Origin of the sequence: Paenibacillus sp. FSL K6-1558 (genome assembly GCF_038002565.1) — a bacterium.
In the GTDB taxonomy this organism is placed as follows: domain Bacteria; phylum Bacillota; class Bacilli; order Paenibacillales; family Paenibacillaceae; genus Paenibacillus; species Paenibacillus polysaccharolyticus.
In genome coordinates this window covers 2,161,848-2,179,898 of the sequence record NZ_JBBOCV010000001.1, presented here as the reverse complement: position 1 = coordinate 2,179,898, position 18,051 = coordinate 2,161,848, and the positions used below count along the sequence as shown (strand labels likewise).

Sequence of the window (18,051 nt, the reverse complement as noted above, 5' to 3'; positions counted from 1 at the left end):
GCAGTGAGTCATAACGATGTATTTCAGTTTAAAAGTCACACAGTAGAACACTCTCTTTGATATCAAAAGAGGGTGTTTTTTTGATTCCATAGGTACATACGTTGTCAACCGCTGCGCTTGTTTACATATGATAGATGAAAGCGATTGCTCATCAATTGTTTCGATCTAACCGATATGTTGAGTACAGACAACCCCGGGTTGACAAAAGGCGTCCCACTTCGTAACATCGGGACAATACGAAATTAAAGGATATAAAGGCGGTGAGAACGATGCCGGAATGGACTTCTTTTTGTTATGAAGGCAACGATCTTGGCTTAACTTATACCAGTGCTGCGAGTACGTTCAAAGTATGGGCGCCTACAGCACAGCTGGTTAATATATTAGTTTTCGAATATGAGGGAGAGTATAACGATCTTGGCGAAGTGTCCCATCATGAGGATGGTCAGGCATTTGAGATGACACGTGACCCGGACGGGATCTGGCAACGGACTCTTTCGGGCGACTGGGCAGGACACTTTTATATGTATCGCATCGTTCATCATGATCAACGGGTAGAAATAGTAGCGGACCCTTACGCCAGAGCAGTTACAGCCAATGGGCAACGGACGGCGATCATTGATCTGAATATGACTCATCCAGAGGGATGGGATCAAGATGTAAAGCCCGCCTTTGTAAGCCCGGTTGATGCGATCATCTATGAACTGCACGTAAGAGACTTCTCTTCCGATCCTCAGGCCGAACTTCCGTACAAAGGAAAGTATATGGCTTTTACGGCTACCGGGCTTACCGATGAGACAGGCAACCGAATTGGCGTCGATCATTTGGTTGAACTGGGTATTACCCATGTACATCTGCTGCCTGTGGCCGATTACCAGACGGTAAATGAACTCGCAGTAGCGAACACCGATCCAACGGCCAAAGTACCCTATAACTGGGGCTATGATCCGCAACACTATAATGTACCTGAGGGTTCCTATTCGACGAATCCCCGAGATCCTGCTGTTCGTATTCGGGAGTTCAAAGCGATGATTCAGTCCTTGCACCAGCAAGGGATCCGTGTTGTGCTTGATGTCGTGTACAACCATACGTACAGTGTGGAAAAAGGCCCTTTTGAGCGAATCGTGCCAGGTTACTTCTATCGTTATTATGAAGATGGTACACTCAGCAACGGTTCAGGTGTAGGGAATGAACTGGCAACAGAGCGTCCTATGGTACGAAAATATATTCTGGATTCCTTACGCTATTGGGCAGAAGAATATCATATTGACGGATTCCGGTTTGATCTGATGGCACTGATTGATCTGGACACGATGAGTGAGCTTACCCGTCAGTTAAAAGAAAAGATAGACCCTACCTTTCTGATCTATGGAGAGCCGTGGATGGGAGGCGACTCTCCGCTGGCTCGTCAAACCCTCAAGGGAACACAGAGAGGCAAAGGATTTGCTGTATTCAATGATCATTTTCGCGGTGCGATTAAAGGAGACAGTGACGGTAGCAGTAGAGGATTCATCACAGGTGCCGGCGGCTTGGAATATGAAATAAGCAAAGGTGTTGCGGGAGCACTGGATGACTTCACCTCATCCCCCGCCGAAACCGTTAATTATGTGACCGCCCATGATAACCTGAATCTCTGGGATAAAATGGCTACCTCGCTCCATCTTAGACATGATCTGGGCTTTCCTGTATGGAAAGACGGACAGCCTGTAGAGGGAGGCAGTGCCGAGTCGGCTGTTAAGGCTGCAGATCCGTATCGATATGTCGATGAAGCAGATGTATTGCATAATGAAATGGTTCGCCGTTCCATTCTTGCATCTGGCATCCTGCTTACTTCACAGGGAATACCGTTTCTACATGCCGGTGATGAGATGTTAAGATCCAAGGCTGGAGATCATAACAGTTATCGAAGCGGTGATGCGGTAAATACGATCACTTGGGCCAATAAAGCCCGATTCAGGCCTGTATTTGACTATTATCGTGGGCTGATCCACTTGCGGCGCACCCATCCGGCGTTCCGTATGATTGAGGCAGAACAGATTCGCAGACATCTCCGCTTCATTCGGATGGATGGAAACGTTGTTGCCTATATGCTTGAACATGGAGCGAACGAAGATTCATGGCATCGGATTATGATTATCTATAACGGCTCGGAGGAATCTCAGACCATACACCTGGATGAGGGTGAGTGGAAGGTTGTTGTGAATCATCATACCGCTGGAACCGACGTGATCGAGACGGTTACGGGGGAGGTTCAGATGGAACGTTGGTCGCTTATGGTTCTGTACGACAAGGAGCTCACGCCCCAGTCAGAACCGGCTGCACTGCAAATCGCTCTTCCGCGCAGGGTATTTGCTCCGCAGGAAACTTCTCAGCTACGAGCAACGGTGAGGGATCATATCGGCAATGTATTGGAAAATGTACCTGTGGTATGGAACTCTTCTGATCCAGACATGGTTCGTATAGAAAAAGATGGCACTATTCGTACATTGAGTCGTGGTGTAGTGTCAATTACGGCAAGCGTCGGTTCGATCACAGCGTCTTGTACCGTTCAGGTTGATATCCGCTACGCTGAGCGAATCGAGATCATAGGTGAACCAGTGCTATATACAACTCGAGTTAGTCGTTTCCGTGCGTTGGTGCTGGATCAATATGGGCAGCCACTTACAGATGCTCATATTCGCTGGAGTTCTGCTCATTCGGATGTAGCTGCTGTAAGCCAAGCGGGAATCGTGAGGGCGCTGACTTCGGGGAAATCCATGATCATCGCAGAAATAGGCTCCGTTCGTGCGGCATATGCGGTTACGGTTCACAGATACCTGTCACGAACCGTGACCATCTGTTACGAACGCGCTGATGGCTGTTATGACGGCTGGGATGTTTGGGTATGGGGAACGGGTATGGAGGATGGAGCCATTCGCTTGGAGCGGGCAGGCCATGTTGCGAAAGCACGGTTCCGCGTAGCTCCCGGTCTGCATCATCTGGGTTTTGTCATCAGGCTGAATGAGTGGGAGGCCAAGGACACTTGTGGAGATCGCTATGTGGATATCATGCCTGAGGATGGTGACCTGCAGATTATGGTACAAAGTGGGTCAGATGAAATGCAGATTGTGCGAGAAAATCCTGAAAAGGATGATCTGAATAGTGCATGATGTGTGCTTCTCTGTAATGTTTTGAACAGGTAATTCGTTTCATCACTCCAAGCACTAATCTTACAGTCGGAAGGAATTCCGGCTGTTTTCTTATGCTCCAAAACACATATAATTACAAAAAAAGGATAAAAAACTCCGGATTTATGTTTTAGATGCCGGATCATTGGGGTAAATATAGATATGGCCCAACATATGGCCTCAGAAAAAAGACCGTTTTGGTCTATGAGAGAAGCCGTAGAGCTTGCCAACAAAACCAAAGTAGGGATCCCTTGAAGGAGGATGTTCAACCATGAAATCCAACGGAAAAATGGCTCAACTTACAGCAACGCCAAGAACTGAAAAGAAAGGTGCAGCATTGCGCCTGTTAAGACAAGGTGGACGAGTTCCTGCCGTAGTATACGGACCGGGACAAGAAGGTGCCGCCATACATGTGGATGAAAAAGAAATGCTGAAAATGGCTCGTACAGGCCGCTCAGAGATGTTTAACCTTAGTGTAGAGGGCGGAAAAACCGTTCCTGTACTGATCAAGGATCAGCAGGAGCGTAATGGACGTCTGCTACACGTTGACTTTTTACAAATTTCGAAAAATAAACCGATTAGCGTTAGTGTATCGATTGATTTCCAAGGTACTGCTGCTGGTTCCAAAGCAGGCGGTGTCTTCCAGACGCAAGAAACGCAACTGGAGGTTGAAGGTTTGCCAGCAGATCTGCCAACTTCGATCGAAGTCGACGTCAGTGGTCTGGAAATTGGTGACCGCTTGACAGCAGGCGATATTAAACTGGATAAAGGTTTGACGCTCGTGACATCACCAGATTCTATCGTGGCTTCGGTTATGCCACCGCAAGCTGTTGAAGAGGAACCAACCGCTTCTGCTGATGAAGCGGCCCCAGAAGCAGAAGAAGGTCAATCTGCAGAAGAATAGGCGAACGCTGGAATTTCAAAAATTCTGCGTAAATCAGGTCCAAGCTCAGTCCACTTCTTGTGGGCTGGGCTTTTTCATATGGATTTAAGGAGCGTATTTGTGGTACAACGTGAAGATAGATGAAATCGAAAAGAAAGCAGGTCTGCCCTATGTTTGACCCCACGATATACGATAATTTAAAAGTAGCTTTCGAGAATTACCTCTATGACCTGGACAATCTGGATGAGAGCATTCACATTACCCATCGCAGGGATCAATTAGAATTGGCAAGCATGTCCCGGGAATTCACCTTGCGGTTCTGCCTAAGAAATCATACGGCTGTTACTGCCGAAGTGGTACTGAGAAGTTCGCTGCAGGCTATAGCCGCAGAGATTCTGGAGACCCCAGGCAGCCATCCCGGCTGCGAACTAGAGCTTCGCTTTGCGTGGGTAACTAAAGAACTGGAGCCACGTTGTCACAACGTCCAGTCGATCATGCAGGAAAATTGGCCCGATCAGCGGATAGTTCAGCATATCCACTACCTTTTTGGAGAAGCTCCGGTATCATTTAACGTTTCTGCCAATATATATTTCGGAAGGCATGTGAATGAGGATCAAATGCATGATATTCCAGTGTTATGTGATTGCATGGTTCACGTGCTGAACAAGTTGAGGGAAATAAACTAATAAAAATATGACAAATAGAACTTTTTGAAGCCTTGTCTCGTTTGGAGATCAGGGCTTTTTTTGTATTTTTTTTAGATATTTGTATAGGCTTTCAGGCATAGGAAAATTAGATTTCGGGTTATTAATTTACGCAAGCAAGTAAGAGAAGGTATATTTAGAGAGGGGAAAAGTGCAATTGGACTATAAATAAAAGGTGAAATTGCGAAAAATCAATTGGGACTAAAGATTTATATATGAACTAAAGGAACTAGTTTTCCTTGCCGATAAAATATCGAAGGGGAGAAACTACATGACAGAGAAATTAATTCGTCTGCTGCGTATACTTCAGGCTATACAAGCTAATCCCGGAATCTCTGCAAAGGAATTGGCGCTGAAATGTGGTACAACGGTGCGCACAATCTACCGCGATCTCCGGATTTTGGACAGGGTTGCTCCCATAATGAACGAAGGATATGGAAAGGGTTATCGATTTATCGGTGAGTTTGCCATGTATCCTTTAGATTTTACCGAACAGGAAGCCATGCTATTCTGTATGCTTCCGGCCTTAGTCGATACATCTAAATTACCTGCTGAATTTGACTCAGCATATGATAAGGTTATATCGGCACATACTAAACAAAAAACAAGGAACAGTGAAATTGTGGAAAATATTGCAGGAATTATTCGGATGGGGATACCTGCTTACCGAGAAGAAGGAAAGGATCCAAACTTGTTAATTCCCATTATCGAAGCGATTTTAGATGGACGGACGATTCAAGCGCAATATCATACGCTCACGAATAACGAGATTACGGTTAGACAAATAGACCCTTATTATCTCGTACCGCGTGATCAACGTTTCTATCTGATTGGGTACTGTCATTTACAGCAGAAAGTTCGGTTGTTTCGCATTAGCCGCTTCCTGGATGTAACACGAACCAATGCTGCATTTGATATGGGTGACTTCAATATCACTCAGTATATGAAGAATACTTGGTCTGTTGACCGAGGGGACGAGCATATTCATTTTAAGGTAAGATTCTCCGAAAAGGTGGCCCCTTACATAAAAGAAGAAGAGATGTTTGTTCGTCCACGAATGACAGATCTTATGGATGGTGGTTTGTTATTCGAAGTAACACTGAATAGCAGTCGTGAATTTTTGCAATGGTTATATCAGTTCGGTGCTGAGGCTGAGGTACTTGAACCTCGCGAGTATCGGAGAGAGATTCGCAAACAACTTTTGGAATGGTTGGAGCACTATAAAGATGAAGAGGCTTTATAGCCATAAGCCAAGGAATATCTGTAAAAAGGAGCATTCGTATGAGTAACAAAATTTTTGCCGCTTTGATGGGCATGGAAAACTATCATGGAGCACAAGCTCTGCATGTGGGGGATACACTGTATCTTGTAAAGGACCCGGATAATCGCTTGGATCATCAAGCCATTAAAGTGGTTATCCCCCCAATAGGGGAGGTGGGGTATATCGTAAACCATGCTGCTATGGTACCTCATGGATGCTGGACTGGTGCGGGATTCTACGATGCCTTCTACCAACAAACTTGTGCAAAAGTAAGATTTATGATGAAGGATATGGTGATTATTGAACTGATCGAAATCATGCATGTACCTGTATCTCAGATGGACTCTATTATTACGGAATGGCAGTTCCGTGAGAAAGCCTGATCAAGAAAAAAGGCTCATGAACGGATGAGCCTTGTGTAAGCTGCCTCCAAGTAGAGAGCGGTTCTTGACCAACTGAAATGAGAACTTGCTGTTTCGCGGCCACTTCTTCCCATGGATTGCACAAGATCAGGTCGTGTGGCCAATTGACGCAAGGATGAAGCAAACTGCTGAGGGTGCTTATACTCTGATATCAAGTATCCGTTCATTCCCGAATGGATAATCTCCCTTATACCCCCATTATCCGAAGCGATGACAGGAATGCCGGAGGCCATAGCTTCTACATTCACCAAGCCAAAGGCCTCGTGGTTCTGTGAAGGACAGACCAGGCAGTCTACACTTCGATAGAGCTGATCAATCTGTTCATGATTCATCTGCCCTAAAAAGGCGGCATGAACGTTATGTTTTTGTGTCAGTTTACGTAATGAGCGTACATACTTTGGAGGGCCCTTGCCTGCAATGACCAGCTGGACAGGTACTTGCTTTTGTGCTAAAGCAATAGCACGAATTAGAATATCGACCCCTTTGCCAGGGACGACTCTGCCTGCATACAGGACTGTGAAACGTTCAGTAATTCCAAACTTCTCTCGCAAGTGAAGCCGTTCTTCATTGCTGGCAACGGGTCGGAAACGGTCAAGATCAGTACCTAGCGGAACGACATTTAACCGTTTCGTTACAGGAGGGAAACGGCGGCTGAGTCTACGCTTCAATGATTGGCTGTTCACGGCAATACAATCCGCTTTTTTCAGACTAGACAGTTTCCGAGGTCCGGGTTGAACAAATGTAAGTGAGTGGAGATAGAGGATAACAGGTGTTCGCGGAAAGGCTTGTTTAATGGTAGCCATACTGTGAGGTCTGTTATCCACTTGAATAACATCAACATCGAGTGTACGAAGCAAACGAATAACTGACCGGGTATAATCTACAATACTGGATGCAAAGATTCGCTGAATCGTTATCTGTCCGATCTGTTGAAGTGCCGACAGCCCTTTAATTTGACGGCTTACAACGGTTACCTGATGACGGCGCGCAAGTTCGTGTGCGATACCTAATATACAGATTTCCACGGAACCATTGCCAGGCAGTGGTAACTTCTCTGGTGCAACCAGAACGATCTTCATGAATCCACTCCTCCTTGTCCGACATGTTCATGACACATTTCATGCATTGTATGTTAGAGGTGGATATTTGGCTCCTGTGAGACGTATATTGGATCATGCAAATGACATGGAATATAATACAGCCTGGCTGGATGCAAATCGACACTGCTTTTGTGATATAATGTACAGGGTTCAACTAGCGTGTATTGCATAGAAGCAGGAGGAAGATGATGTTACGTTCAATGCTGGGTCGTTTCCGGCTAATGTTATGGTTACAGGGGATTTCATATATTTTACTGTTGTTCGTTGCGTTTCCCCTTCGGGATGCAGGAGTTATGCCTCAAGCGGTGACTTGGTTCGGAAACTTGTATGGTTTTTTGTTTCTGATGCATCTCTTGTTTATGGTATCTTTATACACAACTCAGAAGTGGCGTTTGCGCCGTCCCATTGCGTTATTCTTCATTTCGTTTGTACCGCTGGGCAATATGATTTATGATTTTTTTGTTTTTCGAAAATTGGCCCTTAACACTGAAAATAAAGCTTGACTTTATTTTATGTTATGAAATATGATGTATACAGGTTATTCACCGGTTTCAACTAAAACTACATATTCCTGTTAAAGGGGAGTAGCTTTTACAGTAAAGTCGTCAATTCGGGATCACATCCCCGGCTTTATTGGCAGCATTTTGTTGTTAGCGAGACCTTTACCAAGTTTTTATGCTCGGTAAAGGTCTCTTTTTGTGGTTATAAAAGGATCTTTACCAGCGATGGTAAAGATCCTTTTTTTTGTACATCATAAGCATATTAAGGAGGAGTCAATGTTGGATGCAGCACTGTTATTAGAATATGGGTGGGTACTTTTAGTCCTTGTTGTCCTTGAAGGATTACTGGCAGCAGATAATGCCCTGGTACTCGCAATTATGGTAAAACATTTACCTGAGGAAAAGCGTAAAAAAGCATTGTTTTATGGTTTGATGGGGGCTTTTGTTTTCCGTCTCGGGTCGTTATTCCTTATCTCATTCCTTGTGGATGTGTGGCAGGTTCAAGCGATCGGGGCATTATACCTTCTGTACATTTCGATAAACCATATCGTCAAAAAGATATTGAGTGGTCGAAATAAAACAGACGAGGCAGCTGACGATACACCAAAAAAACCAAAGAAACAATCTGGATTCTGGATGACTGTATTTAAGGTTGAAGTCGCAGATATTGCTTTTGCAGTAGATTCAATCTTAGCAGCTGTTGCTTTGGCGGTTGCGTTGCCACCAAGCGGATTGCCGCCAATTGGCGGCTTGGATGGTGGACAGTTCATTGTCATCTTCCTCGGCGGTTTTATCGGGCTCGTTATCATGCGTTTTGCAGCATCGTTTTTCGTGAAATTGCTTCATTCGCGTCCGGGTCTAGAAGTTGCTGCTTTTGTAATCGTAGGTTGGGTAGGGGTTAAGCTGTCCGTAATTACATTGGCGCACCCTTCCTTAGGCGTACTGGATGAGCATTTCCCGGAAAATAAAATATGGAAAATCGGTTTTTATGTTGTACTGATCACGATTGCGGTATGTGGATGGTTCCTTTCATCCAAAGTACCTGAGAAGGAAGATGAGAATCCTGTGGAAGAATTGCAAGAACAGGCTAAACTCTAAGGTCATGATCATGAGAATGTTGTTTGCCTGATGAATATGACAGAAACAGCGGTGAATAACCTAATAAACTGATGAAAAAGAGGAGGATGTCCCCGGACAACCTCCTCTTTTTCATCATTCGTTAGAATATAAGAATGCATTAATTTCCAAGAAAAGGGTTGACATTTGAAAAGATGTGCTATTAATATATACATATCAATGATGAAGGGAGGCCGAGAGACATGACGTTAGGTTATGAATTGAATCTAGGACACAGAAGCATCGACACAATTGTATATCCGGCTCATCGTCTTTTTGGCCTCATACGGTCGACATAAAGAACGGGCATATTGTTTATAGAATACAGCGTGTAGCGCTATAGGCAATGTGTGTTCTTCGCGGTATCCAGCGATGGATAACAGGTGCAAACTCATTTGTGCTGTTATCCGTTATTGTCATGTAGTAGAAGCCATGGACGATCAGTCCATGGCTTTTTTATGTATTTTTTACAAAACAACACGCGGCAAACTACATTTGCTGAACGGATCAGGAAGGAATTACAATCATTTATGAATAACGAAATGAACAATGTTGGAAATTTTAGCAACATGACTGAGGGTTATCGCCATCAAGTGATATTACCAGCGGGAGAACTTACCGTATATGCGGCACAGCAATTATTTTCTTCTCTGGACTACAAAGTATTCGAGATGGCTAACAATAATCTGCAGATTCCGGATATCTCTTATATGGGTTATACTCCGGACGTGCATGTCGGTGTAGGAACATGTATTGGGACGACGGCGGTATGGGAGGCACAGAGTGGATATGTATCACCTTCCATCGTGGGTAGTGATATCGGCTGTGGCATGCGAGTTCATCTGACCAATCTGCATAAGGATGATCTGAAAGATGTAAAGCTGCGCCGCAAATTGGTTAAAGCGATCGAAAAAGTGTTACCGATGGAAGCCAGCCAGCGAGGCCATTTTTCCGATATAAGATTAGAGCATATTGTGAAAAAAGGACTACACGGACTGCCGAAAAAATATATTCCGGATAGCTATACACCGAAAAAGTCGACTTCACTGACGCATGTGGAGAGCAGTAAGTTTACGTATGACGAGAATGTACTGAATCTTGTTCCGGATATGACCTGGCACCGTTCGCATCGTCAACTGGGGACGCTGGGGGGCGGGAACCATTTTGCCGAGATTCAGGCGATTGAGATTGCTGAGGAAAATCGCGAAGTAGCTGAGGCTTGGGGGCTTTATGATGGACAGATTGCTGTTATGATTCACTCTGGTTCCCGCGCTTGGGGCGGATATGTTAGCCAGACAAGTTCGACAGCGATTGCCAAAGTCATGCAGCGGCTGGGCCTTGGAACTTCCGATCCCCGATTGGTATTTGCCCCGCTGGAGCATGCGGAAGGCCGCCATTACGTCAACATGATGTATTCCGCATTGAATTATGCCGTAGTGAATCGCCATCTCATCGCTTATGCAATCCGGGAAGCATTCCGGGATGTATTCGGGTCAAAATGCGAATTTCGTACACTGTACGACCTGATGCATAACTATGCTTGGGAGGAATCCCATGCAGAGCGTGGTTCGGTGTTTGTACACAGGAAAGGGGCAACACGGGCATTGCCTGCAGGCCACCAGGATAATCCAAAACCTTACATGGCTACAGGCCATCCGGCTCTGATTCCTGGCTCGATGGGGACGGCCTCGTATATCATGGTCGGTCAGCCAGAAGGCTCAGACAACTATTATTCGATATGTCATGGTGCGGGCCGTGTACGGTCGCGTACCGCAACGAAACGTTTGGTGACGGTTGAAGATTTTGCTACAGCTCTTGGCGTAGGAACGGCGGACGAGATCGTTGTGAACCAGCGATCCTTGGAATCCATTATTGATGAATCACCTCAGGCGTATAAAAACGTTGATGAAATTATAGATAGTGTTACCGGCGCCGGACTGGCTCAAGTGGTAGCCAAATGTAAACCGCTTGCTGCGGTAAAGGGAGCGAAATGATGAACGATAACGATAAACAGATGAATCCAATGAACGAAACAAAAGCCATCTATTCCTACGACGAACAGCATGATACACGTATCCGGGTTGAAGGATACGCGGTCTATTCGAGACTGATTCGGGGAATTGGTGAGGCACTTCTAAAGCGTTACGGCGTTGAATACAAGTTGTATTCAAGTTCTGATCCAAACAACGAATATTGGGAACTGTTGCGGGAAGACTTGCAGAACGGAAGTGACGAGGTCGAGCTTGTTGCTCGTATCTTTGAGGATCTGGAGCTCCAAACGTTGCATTACGATGATGATGGAGATGTGCCAACATACGGTGTGCATTATTCCATCCGCAACAACGTATTTGCTTATCCCAAATGGGGCGTAGCTTTGGTACGGGTACCTTTTTTCCGAGAGAACGGGATCTATAGTGAAGACTTTGTGTTCGCTGTAGGGGATGAAGAGATGAAGCATTTCCTGGGAAGTGTAAGGGAACGCGAACGTCAGCAAAATATGAAAAAAGTAACGGTTTACACGGATGCCCGCAATGGCAGTGACCGTCATGTAGAGTCCATAACTCGTTCGGTAAGCCGAGAAGATGTAGTTCTCTCCGCACAGATCAAACAGGATATTTTCCGCTCGCTGGATCAGTTCTTTGAAGCGGATCGTTCCTTTTACCGGGACTATGACATCCCTTACAAACGCGGTATTCTGCTCTATGGGCATCCAGGGAACGGAAAAACAACGCTGGTGAAATCGATAGCAGGCAGTATTCCTGGACCGGCAGCTTATTGGCAAATTACGGAGTACACCAACAGCGAGTCTGTGCGTGAAGTTTTTGATGCAGCCAAACGACTGGCACCGATGGTGCTGATCATTGAAGATATCGACTCGATGCCGGATGAAGTTCGTTCCTTTTTCCTGAATACACTGGATGGTGCGACGTCGAAAGAAGGGATTTTCTTGATCGGTACGACAAACTATCCGGAAAAAATCGATCCAGGTCTCATGAACCGTGCCGGACGATTCGACCGGGCCTATGAGATTCCACTGCCTGATGAAGCTTTACGCTTGCAATATTTGCGGCAGCGTGGGTTTAGCGTGTTTGCAGGTGAAGAAGGGACGATCGAAGCGGCCCGCTTGACAGATACGTTCTCGCTTGCCCAACTCGGCGAATTGTATGTCAGCGTTGCGCTGGAGTGGCATCAAAACGGGCGAACCGATATTGTTCAGGTCATTCAGTCCATGCGGGGAGAACTGGACAAAAGTCATAAACATAATTGGCTTGCACAACCGGGCAAGGGTCGGGCTGGATTTTATTGATCTGTTATATGAGTCTTGTTTTCTGATCTAATACGTTGACTGATACCATTCTGATGGACTATAAAGTTTGGAGTATAAATGGTTCTGAGCCATAAATATAAATTCACCTTTACTGGGTATACTAACCTTGTCTTTGGTAACATACAATGACTCTCGGGAGGTACATATCGCAGCCATGTGCTGATGAGATGCCGGAAACTGACACGGCCTGTTGTCATGCCCTCGCAGAGCACCTGTTAGCAGAGAAAGAAGCATTTTGGACAATGGTAATATGCAACAATTTTTATGCCAGTTGTTTAAATGCCTTCGGAGCGGTTAATAGTAGTCAGACGCAACAAAAATTATAAAATAGAGGTGAATGATATGGGTTGGTTATGGTCATTAATTATCGGTGGTATCATTGGTTGGCTCGCAGGTCTGATTGTTGGTCGTGACATCCCAGGCGGTATTATTGGTAATATCGTTGCTGGTTTTATCGGTGGATGGTTAGGTGGAGTCATTCTTGGAGACATGGGTCCTGAGATGGGCGGATTCCACATTGTACCGGCATTGATTGGTGCGATTGTGCTTGTAGCGATTGTCAGCTTGATCTTCCGTTCGATGGGACGCAGCCGCGGGTAAACTAGAGCGAGCGATGTTCCTGATTAAGAAGTTATGGTGCAGCTGAAAGCTGTATGAACCATATCGATATGAATGCTTCCATGCGAAGCTGAATGAAGAGGTTGATGAAGAGCCATTGCGGTGGCTTTCCATCAACCTCTTGTTGTTTTACAATGTAGGAATATGAATGCGTGTCTGAGCTAATGCTTTCATGATATTGTTTTGAACCAGAGGAGTTGAATGGAATGGAAAAAGCAACGTTTGCTGGCGGATGTTTCTGGTGTATGGTTACCCCGTTTGAGGAACAACCAGGCATCCACGGTATCGTATCAGGTTATACAGGTGGCCATGTCGAAAATCCGACCTATGAGCAGGTGAAGACTGGGGAAACAGGGCACGTGGAAGTCGTGGAGATTACATTTGATCCAGATGTATTCCCTTACGAGCGCTTATTAGAATTATACTGGCCTCAGATTGACCCCACGGATGATGGAGGACAGTTTCAGGATCGAGGATCGCAGTATCGTACCGCCATCTTTGTACACAATGAACGCCAGCGGCAGCTTGCCGAGCAATCCAAACAGGAACTCGCGGCCAGTGGGCGGTTCAATCAGCCCATCGTGACCGAGATTCGGGATGCTGTTACTTTTTACCCGGCAGAGGATTACCATCAGGACTATCACAAGAAAAACGAGAAGCATTACAAGGAAGACCGGGCACTGTCCGGTAGGGACGAATTCATTAACGAGAATTGGAAATAAGAGAAGCCGGAGAGCACCGCGAGGAGCTGTTCCGGCTTTTTCTTGACTAAAGCTATGTCAGGTAAGAGCAACATTCATTATTTAGCCGACGACGACTTGAGTGCATACTTAGAAAGAGCTTCACCCTTCATCGAATAGATCACATCATTCATATAAGTGGAGATACTTTCTAATGAAGGAACAGCAGTGCTAACGGTGTACACATGCACGTCTTCCAATGTCTGTGGGTTCAGAATATATCCTGTTTTAGCAAAATCAAGCTGGTATTGCCCGTCTTGTGTTCGGTCCACATGCATGAGCACAGGCTGAGCATCCTTGAACATACGCTCCGTCACTTTGCCTTTCATCGTGTATAACTCAAGCTTTGAGCCAGTGAGCACGGTGTACCCATTACCCGCTGTTTGAATATACGCATCTCCGGCGATTGCACGCCCCCATGCAAGCTTGCCATCCGAACCAAATCCCATCAAGCGATTGCCGGTGGTTTCGAAGTTGGCACGCATCAGGACGGAACCATCATCCAGAATCGCCAGAGCTTCACCGCCGCCATCTCCTTGTGTATTGGCATCAGCCGGGAATTGATAGAAGGACAGACGGTTTAATGAGGTGTCATAGATTTCAACTTTCGGATTGGCAACCGGTTGCCAGAAGTTTCCCGACTTGACCTGTTTGCTAGCATCGACAACAATCCTGCCCTGAGCTGCTTTGAGTACAGTGCCTGCAATTGTTTTTTCGGTCAACAGCTTACCTTTTTGGTCATAAAGAGAAAGGGTAGAACGCACAGAGCCATTGGATTGTACGCCCTGACTTGTAGCGACCAGTAGATTATCGTTATCCATGAGCGAGATGTTAGCTGACGAATTCACGGTTTTCACCCAGTTGGTCTTGCCGGACGTATTAAACGAATATAATTTCTTGCTTTTATCCGAATACTCCATATATACGTAGGCCGTACCGTTGCTTGCATATACAGAATTGGAGTAGGTTGTATAAGGGCCACTTTTCTCATGGAAAATAGTGCTCCACTTGAGCTGTCCTGTTTTGGCATCCAGTGCCTGAAGCGAATCGAGCTGCCAGTCCAGCGTTGTTTTGCTACTGGTTTTGGTTACGGGCTGAGAAGTGTGTACATATACCAGATTTTTAGCAGGTACAGCGTAAATGTTCCTGATCATGACGTCTTTCTCCGTATTAGCCTCATTTAACATGAGGGAGGAGGAGGTCCATGCCGGTTTAGACAAGGATTCTGTGGACGCCGCCGCGTATCCTGTAGTTGTATTCATGTTCAAGAGCAGCATGCCACTGAGCAAAAGAACGGCCCAAGTTGTGGATTTGCGTTTGCGATTCGTATAAGTAGTATGCAAGTGATAAACCACCTTTCGTCTTCGGTAAAATAACACCGATTGTAGAATTCTACCATTGATTTCTAGTGTAATTCAACCGAACACGCTGTAACCTTTTTACACCACGGATGTGATAATGCAATGTTAAAAGAGGTGAAACAGTTACAGGGAATTCATCTTCTTTAGAAGACCTTTAAAGTTTGATATATTTAGGGCTGTGACAAGAGAAATACGAAGTAACGATGACGAGGAGAAGCGGCATGAATTGGAGTGAAAACATCATCTTATGGGTTATCGCAGGCATTGTCCTGTTGTTGCTGTTAACCTGGATGACTCGGCGGATCATTTATCGTGGGCAACGCATACGAAGTGAGGCGAATCCCCAGAAAATCACGATAAAGGATATCGATAAAATGGAGGATGGATCAGAGTTTGAATTATATCTCTTCAATCTGTTCGAGCGCCTCGGTTATGAAGAGGTTCACAAAACGACGAGCAGCCGGGATTTCGGTGCAGACCTCGTGTTTGTGGATAGACTGGGCAGACGCACGGTGGTACAGGCCAAACGCTACGGTGCCAATCATCCTGTTGGTCTTAGCGCGGTGCAAGAGATTTATACCTCCATTCGTTATTATGAGGCGGATCGATCCATTGTACTGACTTCTGCCCGGTACACGGAGGCTTGCCGCACGCTGGCTGCGGTGAATGAGGTAAAACTGCTGGATCGCGAGGACTTGATCGAGCTGATTGCCCTGTTTAAGTCGCGCAGGCTGGACGAAGCGATGGAACTGATCGAAGAGCATGACCACGAACCCATTGAGACGTGGCAGTCTCGGCGCAAGCGATCTTGATGTCAGTAAGGTAAAGGAGAAATCCGGCATATATAATTGCGATTGAAAACTACCCATGACGCACATGCATCATGGGTAGTTTTCAATCATTTTCATACGTTCTTCGTATACAATTCCGAAGCGACTTACTTGACTGGTCCCATCCAGGTTGAAATCGTCTTCTGCTGGTGCGGCAACGGCGGTTTCAGCTTCCCGTTATCGATCAAATGCTTCAAAATATAAGCGACCAGCCGGCCTCCGCCGGTGTTGCCTCTCACCATGTAAGCAAGCTGCGGCTCCAAATGTTTCGGCTGATTTTGCAGGAACAGGTTGAGCATTTTGTCATAGAGCTTGCCGACAGCAGGCGCATACAGAGCGGACAAATCCGGCATTGCCTTGTTCAACCGATCCAACGTTTGCGGAGAGTCAAACCAAACCGCATTGAACTTGTACCCCTCCTTCGTCTTGCGGATGTATCCTTTCTCCAGCAGGAACGAATACTGCTCGGCGTTCTCTTCGTTGTCGGGCAGTTCCCCTTGTTGGAACGCATGACAAATCTCGACATTCCGGTATTCCAGGAAACGCCAATCCGTCTCGCGGTCGCTCCAGTAAGTATTGAATTGCCATAAGTATAAAGGAGTGTCTTCGACGTAGCGGAGCGACGGACCGAAGGTGACGTAACTACCCATATCAAAACCCGGATCGGCATAGTGGCTTCGATCTAACGCCGCATAGGCAATATATTGACCACCGTCTTTTCGAATTGGTGCGACCGCATCGAAGTTTTCGCCCGCTGGCATGCTCCGCCAGGATTGCTCCTCGATGTTTTTGGGCAGCAAGGTCCAGAGCAGGAAGTTATAGTCGCCATCCGGAACGTACACTCCGCTATCCTCGACTTGATGGCGAACTTCCATTAACGCGTCAAAATGAACATCGGCTACTTCGGCAGCGCAATCTTGCCAAAATGCATGACCAGCTACGGCCAACTCGAAGAGGTCCCAGACGATGGTATTGCTTTGGTATTTGCCGGGAGAGGTTTGGATGAGAAAATTGTAATCAGTTAGGTGCCGGACTTCGCCTTCCAACAAAGACGGCGGCATTCCCAGTTCCTCCGCGATTTGATGTACGTTGCGCGCCTTGTGATAAGCCGCATAAACGATATTTTGCGCCAAGGCGCGTCCAAGAAAATCGTTGGTTTCGCCCAGTCTGCCGGCCGAACCCGAATGGCCCATTTCCCCCATGCTGACCGGATTGACACTTAAAGTTCCTGTTGTACGCATACGTTTCATCCCTTTCCGTAACTTCTTTTTAGCCTCGCTCAAATGCCACTTCACCGTGCCTTCAGGAATGTTCAGAGCAATCGCGATATCGCCGATTTTAAACTCATCGTAGTAGTGCATGACCACGATCCGGCGATGGATGTCGGACAGAAACGCGACTTCTCGGCGCAGCTCCCGTGAAGCTTCGGTTGCCAGTAGCCGGTCAAGCGGCTCCCGGGAAGGGGCGGCAGACAATTCAGACATACCGTTGATTTCAATCACTTGGGGAGCGTGCTCGCGCTTTTTCAACCAATTCACCCAAGTGTATCGAGCAACCGTCCAGACGTAAGCGTCAAGGCTTCTAATGTCTCGCACCCCAGAGAAGGATTTCAACAACTGCAGCATAATCTCCTGAGCCAGATCCTCCGCCTCGGCCCGGTGCTTGACCCGGTTTAACGCATAACCGAAAATCGGTTTGACATAGCTCCGAATCGCTTCCGCGGCTTCTTTTCCGTTATTACTGATTGAATCCATTTTTTCCTCCATATTTGCATCTGTAATTCCTGACAATTATATAGTGTGCCAGGAGAAATAAAGGTTGGGATTATTTTTTTATAAAATTGGACGTCCTACTGGATTACTCATACATATGTATTTACAAACATCATAAGTAGGTCACTTCAATGGTTAAAGAGACGTTATGACTTTTTGTTAAACAAGTTTAAGATTACTTAGATGTAAAGGCCTCAATTTTAGTATATAAAGATAGTTCTTTTCCGTTCAACTATGGGAGGTTACAAACTA

15 protein-coding genes are annotated in these 18,051 nt (G+C 46.0%); 12 read left to right on the top strand and 3 right to left on the bottom strand.

What is annotated here, in order from left to right; all coding sequences use genetic code 11:
• Window positions 1-269: 269 nt before the first annotated feature.
• From pulA to MHI38_RS09320, 5 genes are all read left to right on the top strand, one after another.
• Window positions 270-3,146, top strand: coding sequence for a type I pullulanase (gene pulA / locus MHI38_RS09340; protein WP_154888554.1), 2,877 nt, complete (start codon window positions 270-272; stop codon window positions 3,144-3,146).
• Window positions 3,147-3,435: 289 nt separating this feature from the next.
• A complete protein-coding gene (locus MHI38_RS09335) occupies window positions 3,436-4,068 on the top strand; it encodes a 50S ribosomal protein L25 (RefSeq protein WP_154887590.1) in 633 nt (210 codons plus the stop codon).
• 119 nt (window positions 4,069-4,187) lie between these two features.
• Window positions 4,188-4,733, top strand: a complete 546-nt coding sequence (locus MHI38_RS09330) for a hypothetical protein (protein ID WP_341181208.1) — start codon at window positions 4,188-4,190, stop codon at window positions 4,731-4,733.
• Window positions 4,734-5,022: 289 nt separating this feature from the next.
• Window positions 5,023-5,994, top strand: a complete 972-nt coding sequence (locus MHI38_RS09325; protein ID WP_154887595.1) for a helix-turn-helix transcriptional regulator — start codon at window positions 5,023-5,025, stop codon at window positions 5,992-5,994.
• A 38-nt stretch (window positions 5,995-6,032) separates the two neighbouring features.
• Complete coding sequence (locus MHI38_RS09320) at window positions 6,033-6,395, top strand: HIRAN domain-containing protein (RefSeq protein ID WP_154887597.1); 363 nt, start codon at window positions 6,033-6,035, stop codon at window positions 6,393-6,395.
• A gap of 14 nt (window positions 6,396-6,409) precedes the next feature.
• Here MHI38_RS09320 and MHI38_RS09315 read toward each other — a convergent pair whose 3' ends face one another.
• Entirely contained in the window at window positions 6,410-7,513 is a 1,104-nt protein-coding gene (locus tag MHI38_RS09315) for a glycosyltransferase (protein ID WP_154887599.1), read from the bottom strand.
• Between the two features lie 209 nt (window positions 7,514-7,722).
• Between MHI38_RS09315 and MHI38_RS09310 the strand changes: the two genes are divergently transcribed.
• From MHI38_RS09310 to msrA, 6 genes are all read left to right on the top strand, one after another.
• On the top strand, window positions 7,723-8,037 hold the full coding sequence (locus MHI38_RS09310; RefSeq protein WP_154888556.1) for a DUF3817 domain-containing protein: 315 nt from the start codon (window positions 7,723-7,725) through the stop codon (window positions 8,035-8,037).
• Window positions 8,038-8,313: 276 nt separating this feature from the next.
• Window positions 8,314-9,132, top strand: a complete 819-nt coding sequence (locus tag MHI38_RS09305) for a TerC family protein (RefSeq protein ID WP_154958091.1) — start codon at window positions 8,314-8,316, stop codon at window positions 9,130-9,132.
• 560 nt (window positions 9,133-9,692) lie between these two features.
• Entirely contained in the window at window positions 9,693-11,144 is a 1,452-nt protein-coding gene (locus MHI38_RS09300; RefSeq protein ID WP_253499936.1) for an RtcB family protein, read from the top strand.
• Entirely contained in the window at window positions 11,144-12,457 is a 1,314-nt protein-coding gene (locus MHI38_RS09295) for an AAA family ATPase (protein WP_373323332.1), read from the top strand. The genes MHI38_RS09300 and MHI38_RS09295 overlap by 1 nt, the downstream gene beginning before the upstream one ends.
• 363 nt (window positions 12,458-12,820) lie before the next feature.
• Window positions 12,821-13,078: a GlsB/YeaQ/YmgE family stress response membrane protein gene (locus tag MHI38_RS09290; RefSeq protein WP_090915436.1), complete on the top strand. Its 258-nt coding sequence runs from the start codon at window positions 12,821-12,823 to the stop codon at window positions 13,076-13,078.
• A 224-nt stretch (window positions 13,079-13,302) separates the two neighbouring features.
• Window positions 13,303-13,818 carry a peptide-methionine (S)-S-oxide reductase MsrA gene (gene msrA / locus MHI38_RS09285; protein ID WP_154887601.1) on the top strand — a complete coding sequence of 172 codons (516 nt, stop codon included), beginning with the start codon at window positions 13,303-13,305 and terminating at the stop codon, window positions 13,816-13,818.
• A 77-nt stretch (window positions 13,819-13,895) separates the two neighbouring features.
• On the opposite strand, the gene MHI38_RS09280 is transcribed toward msrA, so the two are convergent.
• Complete coding sequence (locus MHI38_RS09280) at window positions 13,896-15,179, bottom strand: PQQ-binding-like beta-propeller repeat protein (protein WP_154957974.1); 1,284 nt, start codon at window positions 15,177-15,179, stop codon at window positions 13,896-13,898.
• Between the two features lie 239 nt (window positions 15,180-15,418).
• On the opposite strand from MHI38_RS09280, the gene MHI38_RS09275 reads away from it, so the two are divergent.
• Window positions 15,419-16,009 carry a restriction endonuclease gene (locus MHI38_RS09275; RefSeq protein ID WP_154887605.1) on the top strand — a complete coding sequence of 197 codons (591 nt, stop codon included), beginning with the start codon at window positions 15,419-15,421 and terminating at the stop codon, window positions 16,007-16,009.
• A 125-nt stretch (window positions 16,010-16,134) separates the two neighbouring features.
• On the opposite strand, the gene MHI38_RS09270 is transcribed toward MHI38_RS09275, so the two are convergent.
• Complete coding sequence (locus MHI38_RS09270) at window positions 16,135-17,781, bottom strand: sigma-70 family RNA polymerase sigma factor (RefSeq protein ID WP_186809598.1); 1,647 nt, start codon at window positions 17,779-17,781, stop codon at window positions 16,135-16,137.
• Window positions 17,782-18,051 lie beyond the last annotated feature (270 nt).

What these genes read in the sequence shown, in the direction of transcription:
- MHI38_RS09300 (WP_253499936.1), top strand. Translation starts at nt 9,693, where the DNA reads ATGAACAATGTTGGAAATTTTAGCAACATGACTGAGGGTTATCGCCAT.
- MHI38_RS09295 (WP_373323332.1), top strand. Translation starts at nt 11,144, where the DNA reads ATGAACGATAACGATAAACAGATGAATCCAATGAACGAAACAAAAGCC.
- MHI38_RS09310 (WP_154888556.1), top strand. Translation starts at nt 7,723, where the DNA reads ATGTTACGTTCAATGCTGGGTCGTTTCCGGCTAATGTTATGGTTACAG.
- MHI38_RS09275 (WP_154887605.1), top strand. Translation starts at nt 15,419, where the DNA reads ATGAATTGGAGTGAAAACATCATCTTATGGGTTATCGCAGGCATTGTC.
- MHI38_RS09270 (WP_186809598.1), bottom strand. Translation starts at nt 17,781, where the DNA reads ATGGATTCAATCAGTAATAACGGAAAAGAAGCCGCGGAAGCGATTCGG.
- pulA (WP_154888554.1), top strand. Translation starts at nt 270, where the DNA reads ATGCCGGAATGGACTTCTTTTTGTTATGAAGGCAACGATCTTGGCTTA.
- MHI38_RS09335 (WP_154887590.1), top strand. Translation starts at nt 3,436, where the DNA reads ATGAAATCCAACGGAAAAATGGCTCAACTTACAGCAACGCCAAGAACT.
- MHI38_RS09330 (WP_341181208.1), top strand. Translation starts at nt 4,188, where the DNA reads ATGAAATCGAAAAGAAAGCAGGTCTGCCCTATGTTTGACCCCACGATA.
- msrA (WP_154887601.1), top strand. Translation starts at nt 13,303, where the DNA reads ATGGAAAAAGCAACGTTTGCTGGCGGATGTTTCTGGTGTATGGTTACC.
- MHI38_RS09290 (WP_090915436.1), top strand. Translation starts at nt 12,821, where the DNA reads ATGGGTTGGTTATGGTCATTAATTATCGGTGGTATCATTGGTTGGCTC.
- MHI38_RS09320 (WP_154887597.1), top strand. Translation starts at nt 6,033, where the DNA reads ATGAGTAACAAAATTTTTGCCGCTTTGATGGGCATGGAAAACTATCAT.
- MHI38_RS09315 (WP_154887599.1), bottom strand. Translation starts at nt 7,513, where the DNA reads ATGAAGATCGTTCTGGTTGCACCAGAGAAGTTACCACTGCCTGGCAAT.
- MHI38_RS09325 (WP_154887595.1), top strand. Translation starts at nt 5,023, where the DNA reads ATGACAGAGAAATTAATTCGTCTGCTGCGTATACTTCAGGCTATACAA.